20 protein-coding genes and 1 pseudogene are annotated in these 23,216 nt (G+C 38.5%); 7 read left to right on the top strand and 14 right to left on the bottom strand.

All coding sequences use genetic code 11. From position 1 onward, the window contains the following. Positions 1-26: 26 nt before the first annotated feature. The 5 genes from hisA to BLP54_RS11365 form a co-directional block, all read right to left on the bottom strand. Positions 27-815: a phosphoribosylformimino-5-aminoimidazole carboxamide ribotide isomerase gene (gene hisA / locus BLP54_RS11385; protein ID WP_090169765.1), complete on the bottom strand. Its 789-nt coding sequence runs from the start codon at positions 813-815 to the stop codon at positions 27-29. Positions 816-877: 62 nt separating this feature from the next. Beyond that, positions 878-2,182 carry a M18 family aminopeptidase gene (locus BLP54_RS11380; RefSeq protein ID WP_090169763.1) on the bottom strand — a complete coding sequence of 435 codons (1,305 nt, stop codon included), beginning with the start codon at positions 2,180-2,182 and terminating at the stop codon, positions 878-880. Then, complete coding sequence (locus tag BLP54_RS11375; RefSeq protein WP_090169762.1) at positions 2,182-2,754, bottom strand: flavin reductase family protein; 573 nt, start codon at positions 2,752-2,754, stop codon at positions 2,182-2,184. Before BLP54_RS11375 ends, BLP54_RS11380 begins: the two co-directional genes overlap by 1 nt. Before the next feature lie 124 nt (positions 2,755-2,878). Next, on the bottom strand, positions 2,879-3,760 hold the full coding sequence (locus BLP54_RS11370) for an exonuclease domain-containing protein (protein ID WP_176754542.1): 882 nt from the start codon (positions 3,758-3,760) through the stop codon (positions 2,879-2,881). A gap of 4 nt (positions 3,761-3,764) precedes the next feature. Next, complete coding sequence (locus BLP54_RS11365) at positions 3,765-5,615, bottom strand: GGDEF domain-containing protein (RefSeq protein ID WP_090169758.1); 1,851 nt, start codon at positions 5,613-5,615, stop codon at positions 3,765-3,767. Positions 5,616-6,136: 521 nt separating this feature from the next. Here BLP54_RS11365 and pflB point away from each other — a divergent pair. Both pflB and pflA read left to right on the top strand, forming a co-directional pair. Beyond that, complete coding sequence (gene pflB, locus BLP54_RS11360; RefSeq protein ID WP_090169756.1) at positions 6,137-8,395, top strand: formate C-acetyltransferase; 2,259 nt, start codon at positions 6,137-6,139, stop codon at positions 8,393-8,395. Positions 8,396-8,455: 60 nt separating this feature from the next. Continuing rightward, complete coding sequence (gene pflA / locus BLP54_RS11355) at positions 8,456-9,190, top strand: pyruvate formate-lyase-activating protein (protein ID WP_090169754.1); 735 nt, start codon at positions 8,456-8,458, stop codon at positions 9,188-9,190. A 34-nt stretch (positions 9,191-9,224) separates the two neighbouring features. Here the strand turns inward: pflA and BLP54_RS11350 are convergent, their stop codons facing one another. Together BLP54_RS11350 and BLP54_RS11345 are read right to left on the bottom strand one after the other, a co-directional pair. Next, positions 9,225-12,542: a DEAD/DEAH box helicase family protein gene (locus tag BLP54_RS11350; protein ID WP_090169752.1), complete on the bottom strand. Its 3,318-nt coding sequence runs from the start codon at positions 12,540-12,542 to the stop codon at positions 9,225-9,227. Position 12,543: 1 nt separating this feature from the next. Next, the gene (locus BLP54_RS11345) at positions 12,544-13,572 is read right to left on the bottom strand and encodes an Eco57I restriction-modification methylase domain-containing protein (RefSeq protein WP_090169749.1); all 1,029 of its coding nucleotides are present in this window, start codon (positions 13,570-13,572) and stop codon (positions 12,544-12,546) included. A 222-nt stretch (positions 13,573-13,794) separates the two neighbouring features. On the opposite strand from BLP54_RS11345, the gene BLP54_RS11340 reads away from it, so the two are divergent. Both BLP54_RS11340 and BLP54_RS16120 read left to right on the top strand, forming a co-directional pair. Beyond that, entirely contained in the window at positions 13,795-14,037 is a 243-nt protein-coding gene (locus BLP54_RS11340) for a helix-turn-helix domain-containing protein (RefSeq protein ID WP_090169747.1), read from the top strand. Positions 14,038-14,283: 246 nt separating this feature from the next. Then, positions 14,284-14,379 (top strand): putative holin-like toxin, encoded by a 96-nt coding sequence (locus BLP54_RS16120; protein ID WP_242870694.1) that lies wholly within the window; start codon positions 14,284-14,286, stop codon positions 14,377-14,379. Between the two features lie 131 nt (positions 14,380-14,510). Here BLP54_RS16120 and BLP54_RS11335 read toward each other — a convergent pair whose 3' ends face one another. The 3 genes from BLP54_RS11335 to BLP54_RS16255 form a co-directional block, all read right to left on the bottom strand. Beyond that, positions 14,511-15,419, bottom strand: a complete 909-nt coding sequence (locus BLP54_RS11335) for a restriction endonuclease subunit M (RefSeq protein WP_090169744.1) — start codon at positions 15,417-15,419, stop codon at positions 14,511-14,513. A 146-nt stretch (positions 15,420-15,565) separates the two neighbouring features. Next, a complete protein-coding gene (locus BLP54_RS11330; RefSeq protein WP_143002019.1) occupies positions 15,566-15,772 on the bottom strand; it encodes a hypothetical protein in 207 nt (68 codons plus the stop codon). Continuing rightward, entirely contained in the window at positions 15,748-15,873 is a 126-nt protein-coding gene (locus BLP54_RS16255; protein ID WP_278335362.1) for a cyclic nucleotide-binding domain-containing protein, read from the bottom strand. Before BLP54_RS16255 ends, BLP54_RS11330 begins: the two co-directional genes overlap by 25 nt. A 231-nt stretch (positions 15,874-16,104) precedes the next feature. Between BLP54_RS16255 and BLP54_RS11325 the strand changes: the two genes are divergently transcribed. Beyond that, on the top strand, positions 16,105-16,560 hold the full coding sequence (locus BLP54_RS11325; protein ID WP_090169739.1) for a DUF2798 domain-containing protein: 456 nt from the start codon (positions 16,105-16,107) through the stop codon (positions 16,558-16,560). 40 nt (positions 16,561-16,600) lie between these two features. Here the strand turns inward: BLP54_RS11325 and nagE are convergent, their stop codons facing one another. Continuing rightward, on the bottom strand, positions 16,601-18,040 hold the full coding sequence (nagE, locus tag BLP54_RS11320; RefSeq protein ID WP_176754541.1) for an N-acetylglucosamine-specific PTS transporter subunit IIBC: 1,440 nt from the start codon (positions 18,038-18,040) through the stop codon (positions 16,601-16,603). A 165-nt stretch (positions 18,041-18,205) separates the two neighbouring features. Here nagE and nagB point away from each other — a divergent pair, with 165 nt between their 5' ends. Further along, a complete protein-coding gene (nagB, locus tag BLP54_RS11315; protein ID WP_090169737.1) occupies positions 18,206-18,970 on the top strand; it encodes a glucosamine-6-phosphate deaminase in 765 nt (254 codons plus the stop codon). After that, entirely contained in the window at positions 18,967-20,073 is a 1,107-nt protein-coding gene (gene nagA, locus BLP54_RS11310; RefSeq protein ID WP_090169735.1) for an N-acetylglucosamine-6-phosphate deacetylase, read from the top strand. Before nagB ends, nagA begins: the two co-directional genes overlap by 4 nt. Positions 20,074-20,102: 29 nt before the next feature. On the opposite strand, the gene BLP54_RS11305 is transcribed toward nagA, so the two are convergent. The 3 genes and pseudogenes from BLP54_RS11305 to BLP54_RS11295 all read right to left on the bottom strand — a co-directional run. Next, positions 20,103-21,080: a diaminopimelate dehydrogenase gene (locus BLP54_RS11305; RefSeq protein WP_090169733.1), complete on the bottom strand. Its 978-nt coding sequence runs from the start codon at positions 21,078-21,080 to the stop codon at positions 20,103-20,105. 115 nt (positions 21,081-21,195) lie between these two features. Continuing rightward, the gene (locus tag BLP54_RS11300; RefSeq protein ID WP_090169732.1) at positions 21,196-22,788 is read right to left on the bottom strand and encodes a DUF3298 and DUF4163 domain-containing protein; all 1,593 of its coding nucleotides are present in this window, start codon (positions 22,786-22,788) and stop codon (positions 21,196-21,198) included. A 257-nt stretch (positions 22,789-23,045) separates the two neighbouring features. After that, a pseudogene (locus BLP54_RS11295) lies at positions 23,046-23,216 on the bottom strand (transposase); the annotation flags it as partial.

Here is a 23,216-nt window from a genome sequence, read left to right as displayed (position 1 = left end):
CCTCCTTAAGTGACCGATTAAAAAAACTATCGGCTTACAATTCTCTTAACTATTCTGTCATATGATAGATGTCCACCAAACAAGTCCAAAGCAGAACCTACAGTGAAATCCATATTGTTATCAGAAAGATAGCTGATAAGCTCGATGTCACCATAATCAGAAACACCTCCAGCATATGTAACTGGCACCTTTTTATAGGATGACAACAAACCAACTAAATCTCTGTCTATACCATTTTGCCTGCCCTCCACATCAGCTGCATGAACTAAAAATTCATCGCAGTAGAAAGCAAGTTTATCGAGGAAATTATAAGTGATAATTTCGTCTGTTCTCTTCTGCCATCTATCAGTAACAATGTAGAATTTGTCGTCTACTCTTGTGCAGGATAAATCAAGAACAAGATGCTCTCGACCTACCTTCTTTGACAGATGTTTTAATGCATCATAATCGACGCGACCACCATTAAATACAAATGATGTTACAATAACGTGGCTGGCTCCTGCCTCAATAAAATCCAAGGCATTTTTATCATCTACACCACCGCCGTATTGTAATCCATTAGGATAAGCTCTCAGGGCTTTCAGTGCCGCTTCCTTTGATGCCTCGTATTCCTTAGTCCCTTTTTTGTTAAGATTGATAATGTGTCCACCCTTTAGTCCATCTCGCTTGTAAAGATTAGCGTAATATACTGCATCCTTATCTGCTACAAAATTCTCCTCCGGGTGACCATTCTCCTTCCACAAATCCGCTATTGTGGAACCAACAATCTGCTTGACCTTACCATCATGAATATCAATGCATGGTCTAAATTCCATACTCTCAAAATCCTCCCAGTGAAATTTAATTTATTGCGTTCTTTATCACGCTAAAGTAAAAATCACTTCAAAGTATAACTGTCTACAGCTGTACTTTCAATGACAGTTTCGTAAAATTTGGTAGCAATTTTTAATAAATATTCGGTATCTTTCACACCTGCTGTCTCGAATGGAGAATGCATAGCAAGCTGAGCCAAACCTATATCCACGCCGTTAATAGACACGTGTGCATTTGAGATGTTTCCAAGTGTTGAACCACCTGCCACATCGGAACGATTAACAAAGGTCTGGAAAGGCACCTTAGCCTTCTTGCAAATTTCTGTAAATATTCCAAAAGCCAATCCATCTGTCATGTACTTCTGATTGGCATTGAACTTAATAACAACACCCTCATTCATGTACACTTTATTAGTAGGATCGCTCTTCTCAGCATAGTTTGGATGAAGGGCATGTGCGTTGTCAGCAGATACCATAAATGAATTTGCAATTGTCTCAAGAAGCTTTGAATTATTTCCATTCATCGCTTCGTTTATACGAACCAATGTATCATAAAGGAAGGTAGAATCGGCACCCTGCTTTGTACCACTTCCTACTTCCTCGTTATCAAAGGTAACGTGAAGCTCTACAGCCGAATCACTATTCTTCGCATTTACGATACCCATCATTGAACTGTATGAGCACTGTAAATCATCGAGACGTCCGATAGAAATGAACTCATCCTTAGCGCCCCATACACGACCTGCATCTCTGTTATATAAGAATAAATCAGAACCAACGATATCGTCAGCCTTTACGCCAAGAGACTCTGCCACCATCTCCTTAAGGTTGAACTTTTCATCCATGGAAATAAGTGGAAGTAAATCCTTCTGGGCATTGTATTTGTATCCCTCATTTGCCTCACGATTCATGTGAATAGCAAGGGATGGAAGCATACATAAATCTCTGTCTAAATTAACAAGCTTTGTCTGAATACCTGTCTTTGTTCTGACAATGGCACGACCTGCAATTGAAAGAGGTCTGTCAAACCAAGGTGCCATAAGCATGCCGCCGTAACGCTCAGTGTTAAGCTTTACATAATGGCCTTCCTTCATCTCCGGCATTTCCTTGATTCTAAAGGTTGGTGAATCAGTGTGAGATGCCATAATCATGAAGCTCTTGTATTCTTTCTTAGGCATTCTGAAAGCAAGAATAGAGGACCCATTTCTTGTAACGAAATAATTACCACCAAGCTTTAAATTCCAGCTGCTGGCCTCTGTCAGTTCCTCAAAACCTGCCTCTAAGAAAACCTTGCGCTGATTATCTACAACGTGAAACTGAGAAGGACTCTTCTCTATAAAATCAAATAAACCCTTAACTGTCTTATTCATTATTTTTTTCCTTCTTTCTTTACTGAATATCCAAAGGTGCCCTGTGGCTTTGTCAATCCATAATAAGTGCCATGGCTATATGCCAAAAGCCCTGCATTTTCCAGTTCAAATTTGCCTGTCTCGTTCATGTATTTTTCGTCGGCATGAACACAAAGAACATCAGCAACGAACATGGTGTGACTGCCATACTCATGGACCTCGCGAACTCTGCACTCAATGTTAACTGGAGACTCCTCTATCAGAGGAACATTTATCTCATCAGCCTCAACCTTGTGAAGACCGCACTTTTTAAATTTATCTACATCTCTTCCAGAAGTAACACCACAGTAATCTGTAGCAAAGGACAACTCCTCTGTAGTGAGATTAATAGCAAACTCTCCTGTCTCCATAATCATTGTATAAGAATGTCTGCTAGGTCTAACTGAAATATATGCCATAGGTGGATTAGTGCAAACTGTACCTGTCCAGGCAACCGTTAAAATATTATCCTTTCCATCTTTTCCACGGCAGGTAACCATAACCGCAGGAAGTGGGTAAACCATATTTCCAGGTTTCCATTTTTGCTTTGCCATAAGCACCTCCTAAACGCTCTAAATCTATACCAATATACCTTAATTTCCCTGTAAAAAAAAGAGGTTAAAATGCAGGCGCGGATTTCTACATTTTAACCTCTAAACCGAAAAACGGTCGTAATCTTTATTCGTTCATCATCTCAGAGAAAGTACCCATATAGACATTTCCTTTACCAAGAATGAAACCAAGGTCATCCATGAATGCCTTTGTCTTAGGGTCATCTGCAAAGCCTCTGCCCTTAAGCTCCTCTAAGAACTGTAATCCAAGTGGTGAATCAATAATGTAATCTTCATCCACCTCTGGATCATCGAAACTTCTGTTTTTAACGTATTCACCTCTGAACCTCTTATATTCAGCAGCCTCAACACCATCGTATTTCATCTCATCCTTCTCGATAATTCTGATACACTCAAGCATATCCTCTGCATCATTCAAGGCGTTGTGTGCTACGTGACCGCCAAGTCCGCAGATGGTCTTCATATCTGCCAGAGATAGATTTGCATCCAATCCGCCTGTGATATCAAGACTCACATCCTTTTGAATATTCTCAAAGGTGCTGATGAATTTTGCAACGCTTCTCTTAAGTGGCTTCTCCAGATTACGAGATTCAAAATCCCTCTGGAAATTATTCTTATCGCCACCCCAGACACAAATCTTACCAACCTGCCATTTCTTAACGAGATTAATAAGCTCTGTCATAACTTCTTCGTAGCTAGGTGCAAATTCAAGCTCTTCATTTGTAAGACCTGTAAGCTCCGTAATAAGAGGTGGGAGCTTGTGACCTCTTGTAAGCTGAACCGTAGAATAAAATCTGTCCAACTCCTCGTGCTCTGGATTAGTAATGACCACTCCCACAGAGATAACATCCTCTATCGAGGTCTTTTTAAATCTGGCACTTAAGTATTCAGCATCAAGAAACGCCTGATTCTTCCCCTTGAAGCCCATAGGTGCTGTCTGACTTGGCCCCTTTTTCTTTGTGGTTTGTTTTTCTGTGTTTGTGCTCACTAAATTACCGCCCTTCTTTGACCCTGCGTTTTGCGCTGTACATCTGTTCATCTGCATGGCCAATAACTTCTTCCAAATCTATTTCTTCATGGAAGACTGTCTCATATATTCCGAGGCTGGCAGAAATTGTATAATCCAACCTCTCGCTTTCATCATTTAATTCCTCTTCTATATCAGAAATAATCTCATCTGTATCACAATCACCAATAACGAAACTAAACATCTCATCACCGCCAAATCTAACGCTGATAGCGCTAGGTGGGCAGGCTTCAGTAAGTGCCTTAGCAACGGTGGCAATAGCATGATCGCCCGCACTGTGACCACAGGTGTCGTTGATATTTTTTAGTCCATTCAAATCAGCCATGATAACAGTAAGTGGCTGACCATTATTTATTGGATCTTCTTTCAGTTCCTCGAAATGTCCCTTGAAAGCCATTCTATTATATAGGCCTGTAAGGGCATCATTCTGATACATTCTCCTAATCTTATCGCGGAGATACCTCTGATATTTCATTGAAACGTACCCGCCAATTCCCATGCCAATGCTATTGGTAATGGCTGGCATTTTCGCGTAGTCAATAATATCAAATCGAGGATAGGTATAGCAAATAAATCCTGGAGATTTTCCCATGTATTCAAGTGCATTAAAAACTAAATGATATCCTTTTTCCAAAATACCATCTAAATGAGGAATGATTGTCTCTGGATTATAAAGCACAATCCTGTCCTCCTCAGAATATGAATCTAAGAAAACGCATTTCTTTCCACTGGCTTTTTCTTCCATGAAGAAATTGTTTTCCAAATCGAAGCAGGACTCCTCAATAACACAACAGGTGTGGGCTGTCATAGGATTCTTCAAATAATGAATGCACTCCTCTATCGACTGACCTCCCATTGTTCGGGATGCAATATTTTGCATAATATGGATATCATCCTGATGATGATAAAATCTATTGTTCAAACCATCCACCACTGACAACAAATCCAGCTTGCATCTAGGACATCCGCAGGATTCGTTTGCAATAAAGGATGGTTCAATCCACTTTTCAATATTTCTTTTGCCATCAAACAGCTGGCGAACCACGTCCATAATGGCTGCTGCAAGTTCCTTGCTGTTGCAGGCTGCAGTAGTGATTCCCGGAACTGACCAAAAAGCCTCCTCGATGCCATCAAAGCCAGTAACAATAATGTCCTCAGGAATCTTGAGACCTACCTCCTGAAAAACATCGCAGACATTTATTGCCATAATGTCATTGGCACATATTACAGCTTCTGGCAGATTTCCAGATCTGACTATGTCCTGCGCAGCGAGTCTGGCTGGCATAGACCAGAAATCACCATAGCTCAGCATGCTATCCTCAAAGGCAATTCCATTCTCTGCAATTACCTTTTTAAAGACTTCTATTCTGGCATTTGAAAACTCGCTTGTGCGTTTACCTGCCATAAAATGAGGTCTGGTAACATGATGTTCTTCTATAACATGACGCACTACCGCCTCAAAGCCCTTCTCATAATCATAGTTAACAAAGGACACTCCATCATAATGTCCATCAATGACTACAGATGGAACCTCATGGATTTCTGCCTTTGCAAGGATGTCCTGAACCAGCTCACGGCATTTTATCTTTTCATCCATGATTACAACAGCATCCGCCTTATCATAAGGAATCAAATCAAAAACAGCCGTCTCTGCCTGATTGTCACCGCTGTTTCCTATTTCAGAATTCAATGCATAAACAAACAGACAACAATCCTTTTCATTAAGTAGTCTGTTGAGTTCTGCAATAAAACTGAATACCTGTGCATCGTAGACACGATAAGCGCATAGAACCACTAATTTCTTGCCGTTAATCATAGTATTTCTCCCAATACAAAATTCACCCCATACGACTGCATCTATTGTACTCTATTTTTATGAATTTTTCGTTATTTATTTTTAAAAAAGTTACTATTCACAGTTATAAAATATTAAAAAGATATTCTGTCCAAATTCATTTGGTAAAGAATAATTTTTAATATTTTATAAACTGGAATCAATGGCTCTACCATATGAATAATGTTAAGTGCTTTAGCACTGAGAAAGAAGTCTGAAAGACTTCCATTATGAATATGGGTAGAGCTACTGTGAATAGTAACTTAATTATCAATAAGTTTCCATCTCTGGGGTCAAAAAATTTCTTTATTTTTGGTTAATTGAACAAAAATTATATCTGCAATGTATTAATTGAGGTACATTGTTATTTTTTTGTCAGACATATGTTATAGTATTTCTCAGCTAGCGTGTTAGACGCATCTAACTGTCCAAGGATATGCGCAGACACAACCCCAACTAGCGTGAAGCATTTAATGTTTTTGTAGTAGAAAGGAAGAATAATCATGGCAAATCACGATTTCTCACAGTGGGATGGATTCGTAGGTCGCGTTTGGAAAGACAACGTTGATGTACGTGATTTCATCCAGAACAACTACACTCCATATGATGGAGATGAATCTTTCTTAGCAGACCCAACAGAGGCTACTAACACTCTCTGGGGAAAGCTTCAGGAACTTCAGGCAGCTGAACGTGCAAAGGGTGGCGTTCTCGACATGGATACAGATATTGTATCTTCACTTACTTCTCATGGCGCAGGTTACATTTCAGAGGAGACAAAGGAGCTCGAGCAGATTGTTGGTCTTCAGACAGACAAGCCTCTTAAGAGAGCTTTCATGCCATTTGGTGGTATCACTATGGCTGAGCAGTCTTGCAGAATGTATGGTTATGAGCCAAGCGAGAAGCTTCACGAGATTTTTACTAAATATCACAAGACACATAATCAGGGTGTATTCGACATCTACACACCAGAGATGAAGAAAGCCCGTCACAATAAAATTCTTACAGGTCTACCTGATACATACGGACGTGGTCGTATCGTAGGCGATTACAGACGTGTTGCTCTTTATGGTATTGATTACCTTATCGAGAAGAAGAAGGCTGATTTCGATGCAACTGCTCGTCAGGGTATGCGTCGTTACGATTTCCAGCTTCGTGAGGAAATCACAGATCAGATTAATGCTCTTAAGGGCATGAAGGAAATGGCTGCTATTTATGGCATCGATATTTCTAAGCCAGCTGGCACAGCTAAGGAAGCTGTTCAGTGGTTATACTTCGGTTACCTTGCAGCAATCAAGACACAGAACGGCGCTGCTATGTCAGTAGGTCGTGTTTCTACTTTCCTTGATATCTACTTCTCACGTGACCTTGCAAAGGGAATCATCACTGAGTCAGAGGCTCAGGAAATCATCGACCACTTCACAATGAAGTGCCGTATGGTTAAGTTTGCTCGTATCGAGTCTTACAACCAGCTCTTCTCAGGTGACCCAGTTTGGGCTACTCTCGAGGTTGGTGGTATCGGTCTTGATGGACGTCATCAGGTTACAAAGACTTGCTACAGATTCCTTCACACACTTGAAAACATGGGACCTTCACCAGAGCCAAACCTTACTGTTATGTATTCAAGCCGTCTTCCTGAGTCCTTCAAGAAGTACGCTTCAAAGATTTCTGTTACTACATCTTCAATCCAGTACGAGAATGATGATGTAATGCGTGTTACATGGGGCGATGATTACTCAATCTGCTGCTGCGTATCTGCAACAGAGACAGGTAAGGAGCTTCAGTTCTTCGGTGCTCGTGCAAACCTTGCTAAGTGTCTTCTCTACGCTATCAACGGTGGTGTTGATGAGAAGTCTGGCGACCAGGTAGGTCCAGAGTACAAGGCTATCACTTCAGAGTACCTTGATTATGATGAGGTTATGCAGAAGTTCGACCAGATGATGGATTGGCTTGCACACCTCTATGTAGGTACACTTAACATGATTCACTACATGCACGACAAGTACTACTATGAGGCTTGCCAGATGGCACTCATCGATACACATGTACGTCGTTCATTTGCTACAGGTATCGCTGGATTCTCACACTGTGTAGACTCACTTTCAGCTATCAAGTATGCAAAGGTTAAGGCTGTTCGTGATGAGAACGGCGTTACAAAGGACTTTGAGATAGAGGGAGATTTCCCACGTTACGGTAACGATGATGACAGAGCAGACGAAATCGCTATCTGGCTTCTTCGTACATTCATGGGCAAGCTTCGTCACATCCATACATACAGAGATTCAGAGCCTACAACATCAATACTTACAATTACTTCAAACGTAGTTTATGGTAAGGCTACAGGTGCTCTTCCAGATGGACGTCCAGCTGGCGAGCCACTTTCACCAGGTGCTAACCCATCTTACGGTGCTGAGGTTAACGGACTTATCGCTTCCCTCAACTCTGTTGCTAAGCTTCCATACGAAGAGGCACTTGATGGAATTTCTAATACACAGACAATCAACCCAGGTGCCCTTGGTCACACTGAGGAAGAGCGTGTAAACAACCTTGTAAATGTACTTGACGGTTACTTCGATCAGGGTGCACATCACCTTAACGTCAACGTATTTGGCAAGGAGAAGCTCATCGATGCTATGGAGCATCCAGAGAAGCCAGAGTATGCTAACTTCACTATCCGTGTATCTGGATACGCTGTTAAGTTCATTGACTTAACAAAGGAGCAGCAGCTCGACGTAATCTCTCGTACTTGCCACGAGGCACTTTAAAACCTACGCCTTTTTCTAAATATCTTAGTAGCAAGTACTAGAAATACTGGAGGTACTGAATTGAGCAACGTTATTGGATACGTTAATAAATTGGAATCATTTGGCGCAGTGGATGGTCCTGGGGTACGATACCTGATTTTCTTGAATGGATGTAGGATGAGATGTGCTTTTTGTCATAATCCTGAGACATGGGCTGAGGGTCATGGGCAGGAATTCACTGCAGATGAGCTATTGAAAAAGGCTCTCCGCTTCAAGCCATATTGGAAAAAAGACGGCGGCATCACAGTCAGTGGTGGTGAACCACTTCTTCAGATTGACTTTGTGCTTGATTTATTTAAAAAAGCAAAGGCTCAGGGCATCAGCACCTGCATCGATACAGCAGGCCAGCCTTTCACTCATGATGAACCTTTTTATTCTAAGTGGAAGGAGCTTATGAGCCTTACTGATATAGTTTTACTAGATATTAAAAATATTGACCCTGTAGCTCACAAGGAGCTTACAGGTGTTGATAATGCCAACATTCTTCAGATGGCTCAGGAGATTTCAGATATGAATATTCCTATCTGGATAAGACATGTGCTTGTGCCAGGTGGTAGCGATAATGATGACTACCTTAGAAGGACTAGAGAATTCATAGACACCTTAAAATCAGTAGAACGTGTAGAGGTTCTTCCATATCATACTCTCGGTGTTCCTAAATACATCGAGATGGGTATTCCATATCGCCTCGAGGGTGTGGAATCACCAAGTTCAGAGCGCATAGAAAACGCCAAGAAGATTCTTGGAGTTAAATAATGAAGAGGATTCGCATATGCGAATCCTCCTTTTTTTAATCGAATAATTCATCAAGTTTCTGCTGTAATGTTCCTTCTTTTGCATAAGGTAAAGCATCAACCTGCTTAAAGTTATGTTTAGTTATTGCCACTTCTTCATCAAATCCTAAAATAAAGCTGGTGGCAATTTTATATATAATCTCTGTTGGTGCAAGACCATAAACCTGCTTTTCAAATATATGTCTTAATCTATCAGCCTTATCTGGATAAAGTCTTTGTATTTCCTTACTCTGATATAGTCTCTTCACTATCTCTGTAATATACAAACCAGACTTCATATATAAGTCAATAAATGTCTTATCTGGCATATCGAAACATCCAGGATTTTCTTCTTCAAGCATGTCTACCATACGCTTTACAACATCCTTTGGTGTATATATCTGATTTGTTTTCTGAGGTGGAATGTAATCAAATATATCCTCTACACTCTTCTCATCAAAATAGTCTGCAAGCTTCTTTTTGAGATTTAAAAATTCTTTTACTGAATCATCAAATACAACCGAGTCAAAGAGATGACCATTAAAGTATCTCTTTTCTCCTGTTTCTGAATCAATATATTCTCCACCGTCTCTAAGAAATCTAAATTGTTCCAGTGTTATACTGGTCACCTCTAGGAAAACCTTATCAGGAATAATATTATCAAATGTAGCTAGTGTAACCGTATCGTCACCATATGCCATTAGGAAAGATGGAATTGTACGTGAAAATCCTCGAAGGTGATCTCTGATGCCATCTTCGATAGTATCCTTTTCACGTTCTTTTATCTTAGTCTCAACAGTTCTAGTTGTCTCCACTTTTGATTCTTTATCAAACTGCTCAATAGCATCCATTAAACCTGTTTGGAATCTTTCTATTACATCCTGCTTTTTATCTTCAAACTCTTTCTCGATTTCATCAGTAGTCTTACCAGTCTCATGACGAGCCTGTAAGGCTTCTTTCTTTTCTATCTCCAAGGTGTTTTCCTGGATAGTCAGCTCAGTAACTGCTTTATCGATAATTCTATCCACATCCTGAGTGAGCTTAGACTCCAATTGCTTAGCGTCGTTCTTACGTAGATCTTCTTTAAAGTTATCTTTAGTTGTTTGAATAATAGAATCTACCACTTCAGATTTTGCAATCTTTTTAAGTGTTTCGGCCATCTTCTTTTTGCGCTCACTGGTCTCAGGCTCTTTACCAAATATCTCTACCTTCTGCTTAAGCTCAGTTGTATCAACTACCTTATCTCCAAAAATGTCCTTTGCCAAACCTATTACGTATTCCTCTGGTAGTTCAACATTTCCATCTTCGTTAATTGATAAATCTTTTTTTACCTCGTCTGTAAGATTTACTTTTTCCTTAGGCTCTGAATAGGCTGTGAACTGCTCAATAATATCCATTACCTCTTTTGGCGCCGAGAAAACATTCCCTATATTTTGGAAAAGAAAATTACTCATAAATCCTCGACGAACAACCTCTACAGATTTGATCTTTCTAGGGATAGTTAATACCTGCTCTGCATCAAGCTCAACAAGTTCACCATTTTCATCCTCACCTATTACAGGAAAGAAGTTTAAAAGCTCTGTGATATTCTCTTTTCTAGTATTAATCTCCCCTCTACCCGATACCGTATTTACGGATAAGTCATTAGCAAATTCCTCGAAGATTATTAGAGTACGAGCCGGATCAAAGTCAAACACATACGCATTTTCTTTACGTCTAAATTCATTTCCTTCCATAAATAAACATGGATTCTGAGCGCGGAATGCAGCTTGCATATATAATGATGGCGATTTCATGTTTGATAACATTAATACACCAGTCCATTCTGGAATAGTTATTCCTGTGGTAAGCTGGCCTACTGATATAGTGATAGTTTTCTCATATTTCGATATAGCATCTACCACTTTGTCGTATGACTTTTGATTTTCATCGTCATCATCAATTTTTCCATCACCTGCTGCAAGTACAATAAAGTAATTGCTAAACACAGGATGCTCTTGTAGCTTCTTTGCTAAAGCTTTTGCACTATCTACTCTGTCCAAAATCCAGAAAGTATGCTTAAGCTCATTTCTTAACTCTTCAGTAGAAAAAGGAAATTTCGTTTTCCTGGTTAACGCATCAAGGAATTTATCTACAGAACTATTGTGAATAAACTTTCCGTTATTTGTAGCAAAGAACTCATTAAGGTCAAATGCATACTCTACTGTCTCTCCCTGTATTTCTATTCCCTGCGAAAGCTCATCCTTAATAATCTCTGACATTTGGTATGTATAGAGATTTAACTTTGGTAATATAGCATAAGGATTTTCATGTTCGTTGGAATCATCCCAATCTCTTTTTCTCTTCTGCTCATCTGCATAGGTATAGTTATAGATTGCATCATCAGCAAATTTATTATTTGCAAGAGCCTTAAATGGAGTTCCAGAAAGATGCAATGTAAATTTTCGCTTAATTTGGTCAAAGGCCACGTCAGTTTTATATGTATCAACACCTTCATGCGCCTCGTCTACTACCAGCAAATCCCATTCCATTCCCTTAGACTTGCTTATCTCTGAAAGCTTATCATACTGACCACCAAAGTATACTGAGCCTTTCATATCTTGAAGGCTTACAAATTCGATACATCCCAACTCATCATCCCTAGATGCTCTGGTATACTCTTGTCTACTTAAGACCCCTGTCCTTCCCTTTAAAGCTTCTACTTCACTGACAAAGTAGTAACCTGATTCTGTGCCCAAGAATCTCATGTAATCGCTATACCATGAATTAGCTATAGCAGGGCGATTTGTAACTATGAGAACAGTAGTGGCGCCTATTTTCTTACAAAAATCATATACCGCAAGCGTCTTTCCAAATCTAGGTTTTGCGTTCCAAAGAAATTCACCCTCAGAATGAGAATCATGGTACTCCTTGGTAAGCTCTACTGCATCTATCTGCTCATCTCTTAACTGATACGGAATAATAGTATGATTTAGTTTTACTATTCCATGATTCTGCCTAAATGTATTGAACTTTACATTTGAATCCGGGCCAGTAATTTTAAACCATTCATTATTCTTACCTTCTTCTTGTTCAACACCATCTTTTCTCAGATATGCATGAAAATCTTTGTCGGTAAATCTTTCCTCAGACCCGTCATCAAATACAGCTCTTCCCTGCCATTCAAGGTTATACTCTATATCTGCAGTATGAGTTTGCTGCTCGATTCGTGTAATAACATCCTGCTCTGTATATCCAATCTTAGTCCAGCCGTTATGTCTCACAATTTCAGGAGTAGTATATGCATAAATCATTGGAACAATCTTTTCAGTTGTTTTAATGTTTGGTGTAATCATATTATTCAACTCCTTCTATACTACTTTCTATCAACTCAATCTCATTTGCCAACAAATTATATTTTGCGTATAGAATTTTATCTATTTCACTAATAGATAAATTCCAGTCAATATCTGATTTACTTGTGAAATCCTGTAGTGGCACAAACTTATATACTATTTGTGTTACATTCTGTGACATCTTAACTATACTAACCAAATATCGCAAAAATTTCGTTTTCATATATTTGGCCAAATTTATAGCCTCTATTTCCGTCTCAAAAGAACCAATAGGAAATAACGAATCTGTACAAACTGACCCAATGCCTCCAACATAAGGTATTCCTATAACTTTTCTATCTTTATTAGGGTTTCCAGCAGATTTTGATATATAAACTTTATACTTATCAATTAAATCAACATTCTTTGTTATAAACTCTCTCTTTGTCCATCTAATTTCATCTGCCATACATCTTAATTCTATAGCATCATCTTTTCTCTCCGTGTAGGAAATTGATTCAACAACATCTTTCTTTCCAATAACACCAAATGCATTCCTTCCCTTGGTAATTGTATATAGCGATATAAAATCCTTATCATCTTTAACTTTTTTCAATATCTCATAGTTTATTTGATCGCTAATAATAATGTCCAAATCATCTTCAAAAAGATTTCTTATCTCAACTTTTTCATACCCTGCTTCTACATTTACAAATTTAACCTTTCCTTCGTAACATTTGTCATATAAAAAATAATTAACTCCCCCTTTTATTTCAGCATTTGGAAACACTTCCTTCCCATTTTTGTAATTATACATAACACGCATATGATTATTGTCATGTATATATTCTCTCAACTTCAAAAAAGATTTATCCTGAGCGTCTCCCGCAAACCATCGGGAAGGAGTAATCATAGCAACCTTTTCTGCCGAAGTTTCAATAGCAGCCTTCATGAAGATAGGAAACAACTGCTTGGAAAGAGATTTATTGCTACTAGAATCACTGATACTTTCTTGATATGGAGGATTTCCAATCACATAATCAAACTTCATTTATACATTCCCCTTTTCATTCGTTTTTGACATTCACTAGATGTCATTTCACATATAAGCAAAGGCTCGATTTTGACATTCACTAAATGTCGCTTCGAGCCAAAAAACATTCATAGAATGCCAATAAAGCATCCTATGAATGTCATTCTAATTCTCAATATAACGCAAAATATTGTTTGTGACAATCAGTGAATGTCAAATTGATTGAAGGAGAATGTCAATATGTTTGGAAACAAAGCATCTGATGGAAGAAATAATATTTGTGGTTATAATGTCCACAACCTTAGAATTGAATTAAGATTTTCTCAAAATGGCTTAGCTGAAGAATTGCAAAGATTAGGTCTCGATGTAGATAAGAACGCCATCCAGCGTATAGAATGTGGTAAGCGCTTTGTTACAGATATAGAATTACAGTATCTGGCTAAGGCACTCCACTGCGGAATTTTAGATCTTCTAAAACAATAAAAAAGGAAGTACTTCATCTCTGAAATACTTCCTCTAACAATCCTATAATTTCCTTATATATTCCCTTTTATTTCCCTAAAAACATGCACATACAAGACCTTTTTCGATACGAAAGTTTGTTCGAAAAGTCAATAGAATTTCAACCATAGATTTGCTATTATATATCCCATGAGCACTCGTGTTTCAAGGTGCGGTTAATCTCCCTAGTTTAGTGTTACTCATTCATTAAAACGGGAGGTGGTGCAGATGGATACATACCAAGTACTTACATTGTTGTTTCTTGAAGGTTCTTTTCTTCTTGCATTGCTTACCTATATCGATAGGAATAATAAGCGAAAATAAAAATAGCCCATCCTTGTACTTTGGCGAGACCGGGATAGGCTATTTGTCATCCTAGGGAGCTAACCCACCTTTCGGGCGAGTGCTCTTTCTTATGGATAAATCATAATGCTATTACTACATTTTGTCAAACTTTACTGTATCTTCCTATATACTACTTCTTCCTTCTTTTCCCAATCATAAATCACACAATCTACTTGCTCTGGCTCTGTGTCATTTATTCCTTGTTGATAATCAAAGAACGTCATCTGATGAAACTCTTCAACTGGCTTTCCAAATGGTACTGTTCCTGTAATTCCATCCATCTGCCAGAAATTCCATACTATAATTTTTACTAATTCATTTAACTCTTTATCAGTAGGCTGTCTCTTCCATCTATCCTCTAAATAATCTACAAATGTAAGAAGAAGATTTACTCTTGCTATAAGAAGATTATCACCTTGAAACTCGTATCCATATACACTCTTAAAAGCATTAAAAACCCACTTGAGCCACTCTTTTTCCTCATGAACATTTTCATTTATAATTCTAATTTTTCTATCAAGTATTCCTATACGGTTACTCAAAGAAATTATTTCTCCAGTGGCGGCATCATATCTTGAAGCTATATATGGAGCCTCTCCACAGGTAATCTCCAACCTTTTTGAAAGAATATAATCTTTCCAATTCCTACCTTTTGGAAACTCAATCGGTCCTCCTACACTTTTCCAAGACTCGCCATCTTCAACATTAAAAACATTATCTCTTCCAAACCATTCACTATCACAATGGTTATTCATCTTGTTACAAATCCAAGACGGCGTGAATACTTCGGCTTTTTTTCTGGTTCGATCGTTTTGAAGATTACTATCTTTCTCAACGCGAGGGCAAATCTCGTACTCAGTCCCATTAGATAAAATAAACTCTTCAGTAATTTCATCTCTAGGATTCCCTGTATAGATATCAGTAGCAAAAATTATATTTCTACCAGTTGTATTGTCCTTTAACATTTTTTTTAAACAAATGATAATAGGGTACTCACGAAAATTGATTAGTCTTGCCATTTTTATTCTCCATTTACTTTGACATTTAGTGAATGTCATTATTGATAAAAAGAAATGACATCTAGTTGATGTCATTTCATAAAATCAATATAACGCAAACAGTTTATTATGGCAATCTAGAAGTTTATTATTACACCATCTAGACCTTACTCATCCCTGCCTAAAAATCTCATCTTGGCCTTGCCTCCCACATGAGGATTTTTAGGATTGAAGATTCTATGGGTACCACTATTATCCTTTAGGATGATTTCTTCTGGCTCAGATTCATCAGGCGATTCTTTTTTCTTATACTTTAAAAGCTCCTTATTTACATCGCTGTACATGGTCTTCATCCTGACCATATCCTTAGCCATGCCCTTCCCGACAGGATAATATATAAATATGAATCTGGCTGCCCCTCAACTACAATCTTCATTCCCTGAGGTGCAGTAAAAACCTTATCTTTACTTTCCATACAATCACCTATATGCTGTCTAAAACATAATCTTCCTCCATTTAGTTTATTCAACATATATGATATTTCGGTGAAAATATATAAAATATCAAAAAAACTGTTACATGACCTGAAAAAATATGATAAGATAACCGAGCTTTAGAAATGGTTTTATTGGAAACGACACATCCTCCGGATGATAACGAACAACACATTTTTATTATGTTATTCATTATCAGAAGGAGGATTTTTATGCCTAAAAACAAATTTCAGGATGTAGTATTTACAATTATTATGGCCACAGTTATGGTCTATGGAATGGTAGTTTACAATGTAGCCCTTGCAACAGGTGGTGTTACAAACGCTACTTTCGTTATGGCTCTTAGAGAGCTTCCAATTATGGTGCCTATCGCATTTGTATTAGAGTTTTTCATCGTTGGAAAGATTGCAAAAGGACTTGCTTTTTCAGTTATTGATCCAGCTAAGGACAATCCACATTTCATCACTTATGCTATTTCAATCTGCATCTGCTGTATTATGTGCCCTACAATGAGCCTCATCGCTATGTTCCTTTTCAAGGATACACACTCTTTTGGAACATGGATTCAGACATGGGCAATGAACTTCCCAATGGCTCTTTTATATCAGCTCTTCTACTGTGGACCATTTGTAAGATTAATTTTTAGAACTATATTTAGAGATAAATAAAAGACGAGGATTCGCATTTGCGAATCCTCATTTTTATAAACTACATTAATTTTTTAATTTCATCAAATACAAACTGTACCTTTGGTCCTACAACAACCTGCACTGTATTCTTGGATGGTCGTACGATGCCAGGTACACCTGAACTCTTAATCTTCTTCTCATCTACCTGAGTGTAGTCAGCGATTTCAACACGTACTCGTGTAGCGCAATAATCAAGTTCTTTGATATTTTCTTTGCCACCTAATCCCTCAAGGATTGTAGCAGCCATTGCTGCAAAATTTGAATCTCCGATTTCAATATTTACTTCATCTTCTTCATCGTCCTCACGACCTGGTGTCTTTAGATCAAACTTCGTAATTACGAATCTAAATATTACATAGTAAACAACTGCAAATGCTGCACCAATTGGGAACAACAGCCATGGATTTAATGCCATAGGAGCCTTGAAGCTCAAAAGCCAATCTACAAACCCTGCAGAGAAGTTGAAGCCAACTCTAAATGGAAGAGCTGCGCAGACTGCTGCAGAAATACCAGCTAAGATTGCATGTACCAGGTAGAGACCAGGTGCCATGAACATGAATGAGAATTCAATTGGCTCTGTAATTCCTGTGAAGATTGAAGAGATTGCTCCAGCCATCATAAGGGAATAAACTACCTTCTTCTTAGAATCCTTTGCTGTGTGATACATAGCAAGGGCTCCTGCTGGAAGACCAAACATCATTACAGGGAAGAATCCTGTCATATACTGACCAGTAACACCCTTAACTGCTCCATCAGCACCTGACCAGAATAAGCCAAGATCGTTGATGTTTGCTGTATCAAACCAGAATACAGCATTTAAAGCATGATGTAATCCAAGTGGAAGTAATGCTCTGTTGAGCATTACATAGATACCTGCACCTATTGGTCCAAGACCAAGAATAGATGTACCAAAGGCAACAAGAGCGCCATAAATAATTGGCCATACAAAGTAAAGTACAAAGGATGCCACTATAGATGCCAAAGCCGTAACAATAGCAACACATCGTTTACCGCTAAAGAACGCCAGCCAATCCGGCAGCTGGGTATTCCTAAAACGGTTGTAACAGGTTGAACCAATAAGACCTGAAAGAATACCGATGAACGCATTACTGATTTTTCCGAAAGCTGCTGGAACTTCAGATGGATCAACCTTTGTGTACATAGCAACAGCGCTTGTTCCAAGAAGTGTGGTAATCATCAGGAAGGAAACAAGACCTGATAATGCGCTGGTTCCATCATGATCTGTCGCCATACCGATAGATACACCAACAGCAAATAGAATAGGAATCTGATCGATAATAGCTGATGCAGCCTTAATTAAGAATGCTGCGATAACACTATTTGCGCCCCAGCCCGTTGGATCAATCCAGTAACCAATTCCATAAAGAATACCTGCAGCCGGCAGGACAGCTACTGGAAGCATCAAGGATTTACCAATTTTTTGTAAATACTTCATCATAATACTCAATCTCCCTTCGTTAAATGATATGCCAATTATATCATTTCATCTTTATTATTAGAATATTCTCTCAATTTAATTTATATGTATTTTTTGACATACACTTTATTACGATAGATTTATTCACAACTTGCTCCTATAATATAAGATATAGGAGGTGTAAATATGCGTATTTACAAAGCAAAAGATTACAATGAACTTAGTCGAAAAGCTGCCAACATTATTTCAGCACAAATAATAATGAAGCCTGACGCAGTTATTGGTCTTGCAACAGGCGAATCTCCTATTGGCACTTATAAGCAGCTTATTGACTGGTACAAAAAAGGGGATTTGGATTTTTCGGAAATACGAAGTGTAAATCTGGATGAATATAAAGGCCTTTCTGCCGACGATCCTCAAAGCTATGCCTATTATATGCATACAAATCTCTTTGACTATGTAAACATACCTCCTGAGAATATTAATATTCCAAATGGACTGGAATTTGATGCGGCAATAGAATGTGCAAGATATGACACTGTTCTTCAACAACTTGGCGGAATCGACTTGCAGCTTCTAGGCATTGGTGGAAATGGTCATATAGGTTTTAATGAGCCTGGCAACAACTTTGATAAGAGTACTCACTGTGTAGCTCTTACCGAAAATACGATACAGGCCAATTCCAGATTTTTTGATTCCATAGACGAAGTCCCAAAATTCGCATATACGATGGGAATCAAAAATATAATGCAGGCAAAGAGTATCCTATTAATTGCCTCTGGAGAGGCCAAGGCTCAGGCTATGTATGATTCCTTCTACGGTCCTATCACTCCATCCTGCCCAGGTTCTATTCTTCAGCTTCACAATAATGTAACCGTGGTTGCAGATGAAGCTGCCCTTGCCTTAATATTGAAGAAACACAAGATTACCTCTGGAGGTCATATCCTATGATTATAAAAAACGGAAATGTATTTTGCTCGGATGGGAGCTTTCATATAAAAGATTTGCTTATAGCTGATGGACGAATTACTGACGATATTAACGTAGCTGGTTCAGATGGGAAAGTAATTGATGCAAATCGTAAATACGTTATTCCTGGACTTGTTGATATTCACTCTCACGGTGCTGTGGGCCATGACTTCTGCGATGCAGACTCTGAGGGTATTCGTGAGATTTTAAAATATGAAAAGTCATGCGGAATTACCAGCTACTGCCCTACATCCATGACACTAGCCAAGGATATGTTGATAGATATTTTTAAAACTGCTACTGAGATTTCACCAAGCCCTGAGTTGGCTAATATAGTAGGAATAAATATGGAGGGGCCTTTTATATCTGAAAAGAAAAAGGCTGCTCAAAATGGAAAGTATATTTTTAGACCTGACGCCTCATTTTTCAATGAATGCCAGGCTGCCTCAGACAACCTTATAAAGCTTGTCACTCTTGCTCCTGAAGAGGACGGTGCAATTGATTTTATTAATAAATGTAAAGGCAGTGTAAACATCTCGCTTGGCCATACAGCCGCCACCTATGAGCAGGCTTGTTCGGCATTTACTGCTGGTGCAAATCACGTCACCCACCTTTGTAATGGAATGACAGAATTCACCCACAGGGAACCTGGTGTTTTTGGTGCTGCTATCGAAAATACTGATGTCTTTGTTGAATTGATTTGCGATGGAATTCACAACCATCCTACTATGATACGCACTATCTTCAAGCTCTTTGGTGCGGACCGAGTAGCTCTTATTAGTGACTCCATGGAAGCCACCGGAATGCCTGATGGCGACTACGAGCTTGGCAAACAGCACGTAATAAAAAAAGGATTCCATGCCACCCTCGAAGATGGCACTCTGGCTGGCTCAGCAACCAATCTTTTTGATTGCATGAGAAAAGCCATTGAGTTTGGAATCCCTGTTTATGATGCAATTAAATCTGCCACATCAACTCCTGCCAAAAGCATCGGTCTTTATCCTGAAATCGGAAGCCTTGAGCCTGGTGCCAGAGCTGATGTTTTGATTTTAAATGATGAATTTAAGCTTGAGAAGATAATCTAATATCTATTACACCTACTATCCCCTCGTATTTATAAGAAATGAGCTCTGAGCTCTTCTGGGCTGATTGGTGATAAATATGCTGGTGCAATATCAAATACTGTTTTGGCACCTGTAACACCTTCAGAATTGAGACGAACAACGGCTCTTGCATAAGCAGTAAGTGTAGCACCTGTAAATTCTGGATTTGAATCCAAATCTAATCGATACTCGATAACATGCTTATTGCCATCAAAACCTGTCTCACCTGTGTAGATTACGCTTCCTCCATGTGGAAGTCCACTATGGTTTGCCTTAAGTTCTTCAGCAGAAATAAAGTTTACTGTTGTATCGTAATCTGAGAAATAGTTAGGCATTTCCTTGATTTCTTTTTCTATGCGAGCCTTGTCAGCGCCCTCTTCAACAACTACGAAGCACTCTCTTGTATGCTTTTCTCTGGTAGTAAGTTCTGGGTTTTCTCCGCTTCTAACTCTCTCTAACGCAGCTGGTACTGGAACTGTGTACTGTCTGGCATCAACAACACCTTCAATGCGACGGATAGCATCTGAGTGTCCCTGGCTAACGCCCTTGCCCCAGAATGTATAAGCATGTCCCTTTGGAAGAATTGAGGCTGCATATAAGCGATTTAACGAGAACATTCCTGGATCCCATCCACAAGAGATAAGTCCAATCTTTCCAGCTTCCTTTGAAGCTGCATCAACATTTGCAAAATGTTCTGGAATTCTTGCGTGTGTATCGAAAGAATCGATTACATTGTAAAGCTTCGCGTACTTTGGTGTCATCTCTGGAAGGTCTGTAGCACTACCGCCACAAATAACTAAAACATCAATATCCTCTTTTCCTGTATCCAAATCATCTGTACTCTTAACTGGCGCGTTTGATTTTACTGTAACTGTCTTTGGGTCTCTTCTTGTATAAATGGCAACAAGCTCCATATCTTCGCTTAATGAAACTGCTGCTTCTACTCCACGTCCAAGGTTTCCGTAACCTAATATTCCAACTTTAATCATCTTAATCCTCCATGATTTGTTTATAGCTATAACCCATTATAGCAACTAATAGCAGAAATAAAAGAACATATTAAAAAAGCCTTATAGCAGTCATTTCTGCTACAAGGCTGTTTTTCTATCCTGCATACCAAAGCATTTCAAACAAATCGTATGCATTTACACCATTGATTTCTATATCATCAATAAATCCCTCTCCGTTTGAATCCTCTAGATGGAAACGAATGATGCGGCCATCCTCTATAGTGCAGTCCACCTCATCATCTCCATTTGTACGGATAATACTGTAATGTGTGCCAGCTGGAAGTGTTACTTCCTCGCCGGTTTCTTCTCCTGCTTCATCTACAACTGGGACAGTAAGCTCCGTCTTAGATACTAAATCCTGCTGATGAGTACGGCTTGTTTTGTAATACTTATCCACTGATGTAAATGTTCCATTGCTCTCAAAAGAATAGTTTCTGGTTCCACCAAATGTAGCAAGTAAATCAAAACGACTAACAAATGCAACCTTCTCTGGATCAATTGGAACAATTTGGCCGTAATCATCTCCCTCACAAACCATACCATGAGAAAAATTGTCATTAGATAATAACTTAATCTGACCATCTAATGAATATACATAGCTACAACTATAATCATTATCACCTGTGGTCATAAGCATAAGACTTTCTGTGCCATCTGGCATATGAATAATATATGCTTCAACATCCCATACATATAAATCATCTGTAGTGAATGTCTGTCCATCCTTACTAATATTCAATGACTGAATCCAGAACAAATCCAGATTATTTGGATCGTAATTAGGTGAAATTGATATACCCTCATCCAGAGAATCTACTATATCAATATGAGTAGTATCAGGATAATAGAGTGGAATCTGTGAGATATAGCCTTCATTTGAATTAATCGCAAAATCCTGTGTAAGGAATGAGCTATCGTATGGCAAATTAGCAGTAATTACTCCTGCTGAATATGAGGCAAATTCATTTAAATAGAAAGTAATTCCATTATAATCAAAGGCCCACTCGTAATTATCTAAACTTAAATCTGCCAGATTACCCTCTAAGTCATTAAAGGTATCCTCACCATATTTTTCAGTGAGAGCCTGGGCTAACTTACTTTGAAATGCTTCCTTATCAGTCACAATATCTGCAAGTAAGATTTCTTTTCCTGACTGCACATCAAAATTGTAGCTTTCATATCGGGTAACTCCATGAGCACCTGCTGCATACTCAGTATCCTGATCCACAAAGCTTATTACTTTTTCATCAGCTCTTCTAAGGAAAAGATCTGACTCTAAAACGAAGGTACTTACCTCACCGCTTTCACGTAGCTGTTTGCTGGAATCCAAATATTCAGCGTGAGTCTCGTCATATTTCTTTTTACGAGCGTTCATGCTATCCTCAATAGCTGTGTTCAGGGCAGGATATGCTTCCCTTGTTTCTGGTGATAATTTGTACATATCATAGTGGCCTGTTACGTATGCATCTGAATATACACCATCCTCATATGCCTCTTCAAAAATATATTCTTTACCACTATATATTTCTGGACGATAATTAGAATTCTCCTGAGTCGCTACTTCTGTAGTTTGGCTATCCTCTTTTGTAGAATTATCTTCTACTGCTGGACTCTCCACTGAGCCCTTACATCCTGTAGCCACAAGGGCCACACACAATAATGATAAAAATAATTTCGTTCTTTTCATAAAAAAACTCCTTCCAAATATATATATTACTCAATTTGGAAGGAGAGTGCATTAAATTTATAGACAATCCATTTTTTATACTGTACTATGTTTACCAAAATAATAAAACAAGACCACCGGCTAAACCCGGTGGTCTTGTCAGAGTGTAGACAAAGAGGATGCTGCAAAACTAAAATTTTGCAGCATCCTTTCCTTTTTTCTAAGATTATATTTTGATTTTTGTGTAAAAAGGCCTTCCTTTAGGCCATTTTCAAATCCCATTCTTGCTGTATTTTTGCCAGTTTCTTTAAATTCATACACGCAAAGGTAAGCGCGACTTTCATTATCATGCGCGCCTTACCATACATCTGTGTATATCTAAAACCATGATTCTCTTTAGCTGTTCCAAAGATTCTTTCAATGGTTTCTTTTCTGTGAGAGTATAAATC

The organism is Pseudobutyrivibrio sp. 49 (assembly GCF_900100545.1).
In the GTDB taxonomy this organism is placed as follows: Bacteria; Bacillota; Clostridia; order Lachnospirales; family Lachnospiraceae; genus Pseudobutyrivibrio.
Note: the sequence above shows the minus strand (reverse complement) of the source record. Positions and strands in the feature narration are given on the sequence as shown.

What these genes read in the sequence shown, in the direction of transcription:
- nagB (WP_090169737.1), top strand. Translation starts at nt 18,206, where the DNA reads ATGCGTATTTACAAAGCAAAAGATTACAATGAACTTAGTCGAAAAGCT.
- hisA (WP_090169765.1), bottom strand. Translation starts at nt 815, where the DNA reads ATGGAATTTAGACCATGCATTGATATTCATGATGGTAAGGTCAAGCAG.
- BLP54_RS11345 (WP_090169749.1), bottom strand. Translation starts at nt 13,572, where the DNA reads ATGAAGTTTGATTATGTGATTGGAAATCCTCCATATCAAGAAAGTATC.
- BLP54_RS11300 (WP_090169732.1), bottom strand. Translation starts at nt 22,788, where the DNA reads ATGAAAAGAACGAAATTATTTTTATCATTATTGTGTGTGGCCCTTGTG.
- BLP54_RS11305 (WP_090169733.1), bottom strand. Translation starts at nt 21,080, where the DNA reads ATGATTAAAGTTGGAATATTAGGTTACGGAAACCTTGGACGTGGAGTA.
- BLP54_RS11325 (WP_090169739.1), top strand. Translation starts at nt 16,105, where the DNA reads ATGCCTAAAAACAAATTTCAGGATGTAGTATTTACAATTATTATGGCC.
- nagA (WP_090169735.1), top strand. Translation starts at nt 18,967, where the DNA reads ATGATTATAAAAAACGGAAATGTATTTTGCTCGGATGGGAGCTTTCAT.
- BLP54_RS11375 (WP_090169762.1), bottom strand. Translation starts at nt 2,754, where the DNA reads ATGGCAAAGCAAAAATGGAAACCTGGAAATATGGTTTACCCACTTCCT.
- BLP54_RS11365 (WP_090169758.1), bottom strand. Translation starts at nt 5,615, where the DNA reads ATGATTAACGGCAAGAAATTAGTGGTTCTATGCGCTTATCGTGTCTAC.
- pflB (WP_090169756.1), top strand. Translation starts at nt 6,137, where the DNA reads ATGGCAAATCACGATTTCTCACAGTGGGATGGATTCGTAGGTCGCGTT.
- nagE (WP_176754541.1), bottom strand. Translation starts at nt 18,040, where the DNA reads ATGATGAAGTATTTACAAAAAATTGGTAAATCCTTGATGCTTCCAGTA.
- BLP54_RS11350 (WP_090169752.1), bottom strand. Translation starts at nt 12,542, where the DNA reads ATGATTACACCAAACATTAAAACAACTGAAAAGATTGTTCCAATGATT.
- BLP54_RS11380 (WP_090169763.1), bottom strand. Translation starts at nt 2,182, where the DNA reads ATGAATAAGACAGTTAAGGGTTTATTTGATTTTATAGAGAAGAGTCCT.
- BLP54_RS16255 (WP_278335362.1), bottom strand. Translation starts at nt 15,873, where the DNA reads ATGGAAAGTAAAGATAAGGTTTTTACTGCACCTCAGGGAATGAAGATT.
- BLP54_RS16120 (WP_242870694.1), top strand. Translation starts at nt 14,284, where the DNA reads ATGGATACATACCAAGTACTTACATTGTTGTTTCTTGAAGGTTCTTTT.
- BLP54_RS11340 (WP_090169747.1), top strand. Translation starts at nt 13,795, where the DNA reads ATGTTTGGAAACAAAGCATCTGATGGAAGAAATAATATTTGTGGTTAT.
- BLP54_RS11335 (WP_090169744.1), bottom strand. Translation starts at nt 15,419, where the DNA reads ATGGCAAGACTAATCAATTTTCGTGAGTACCCTATTATCATTTGTTTA.
- BLP54_RS11330 (WP_143002019.1), bottom strand. Translation starts at nt 15,772, where the DNA reads ATGGCTAAGGATATGGTCAGGATGAAGACCATGTACAGCGATGTAAAT.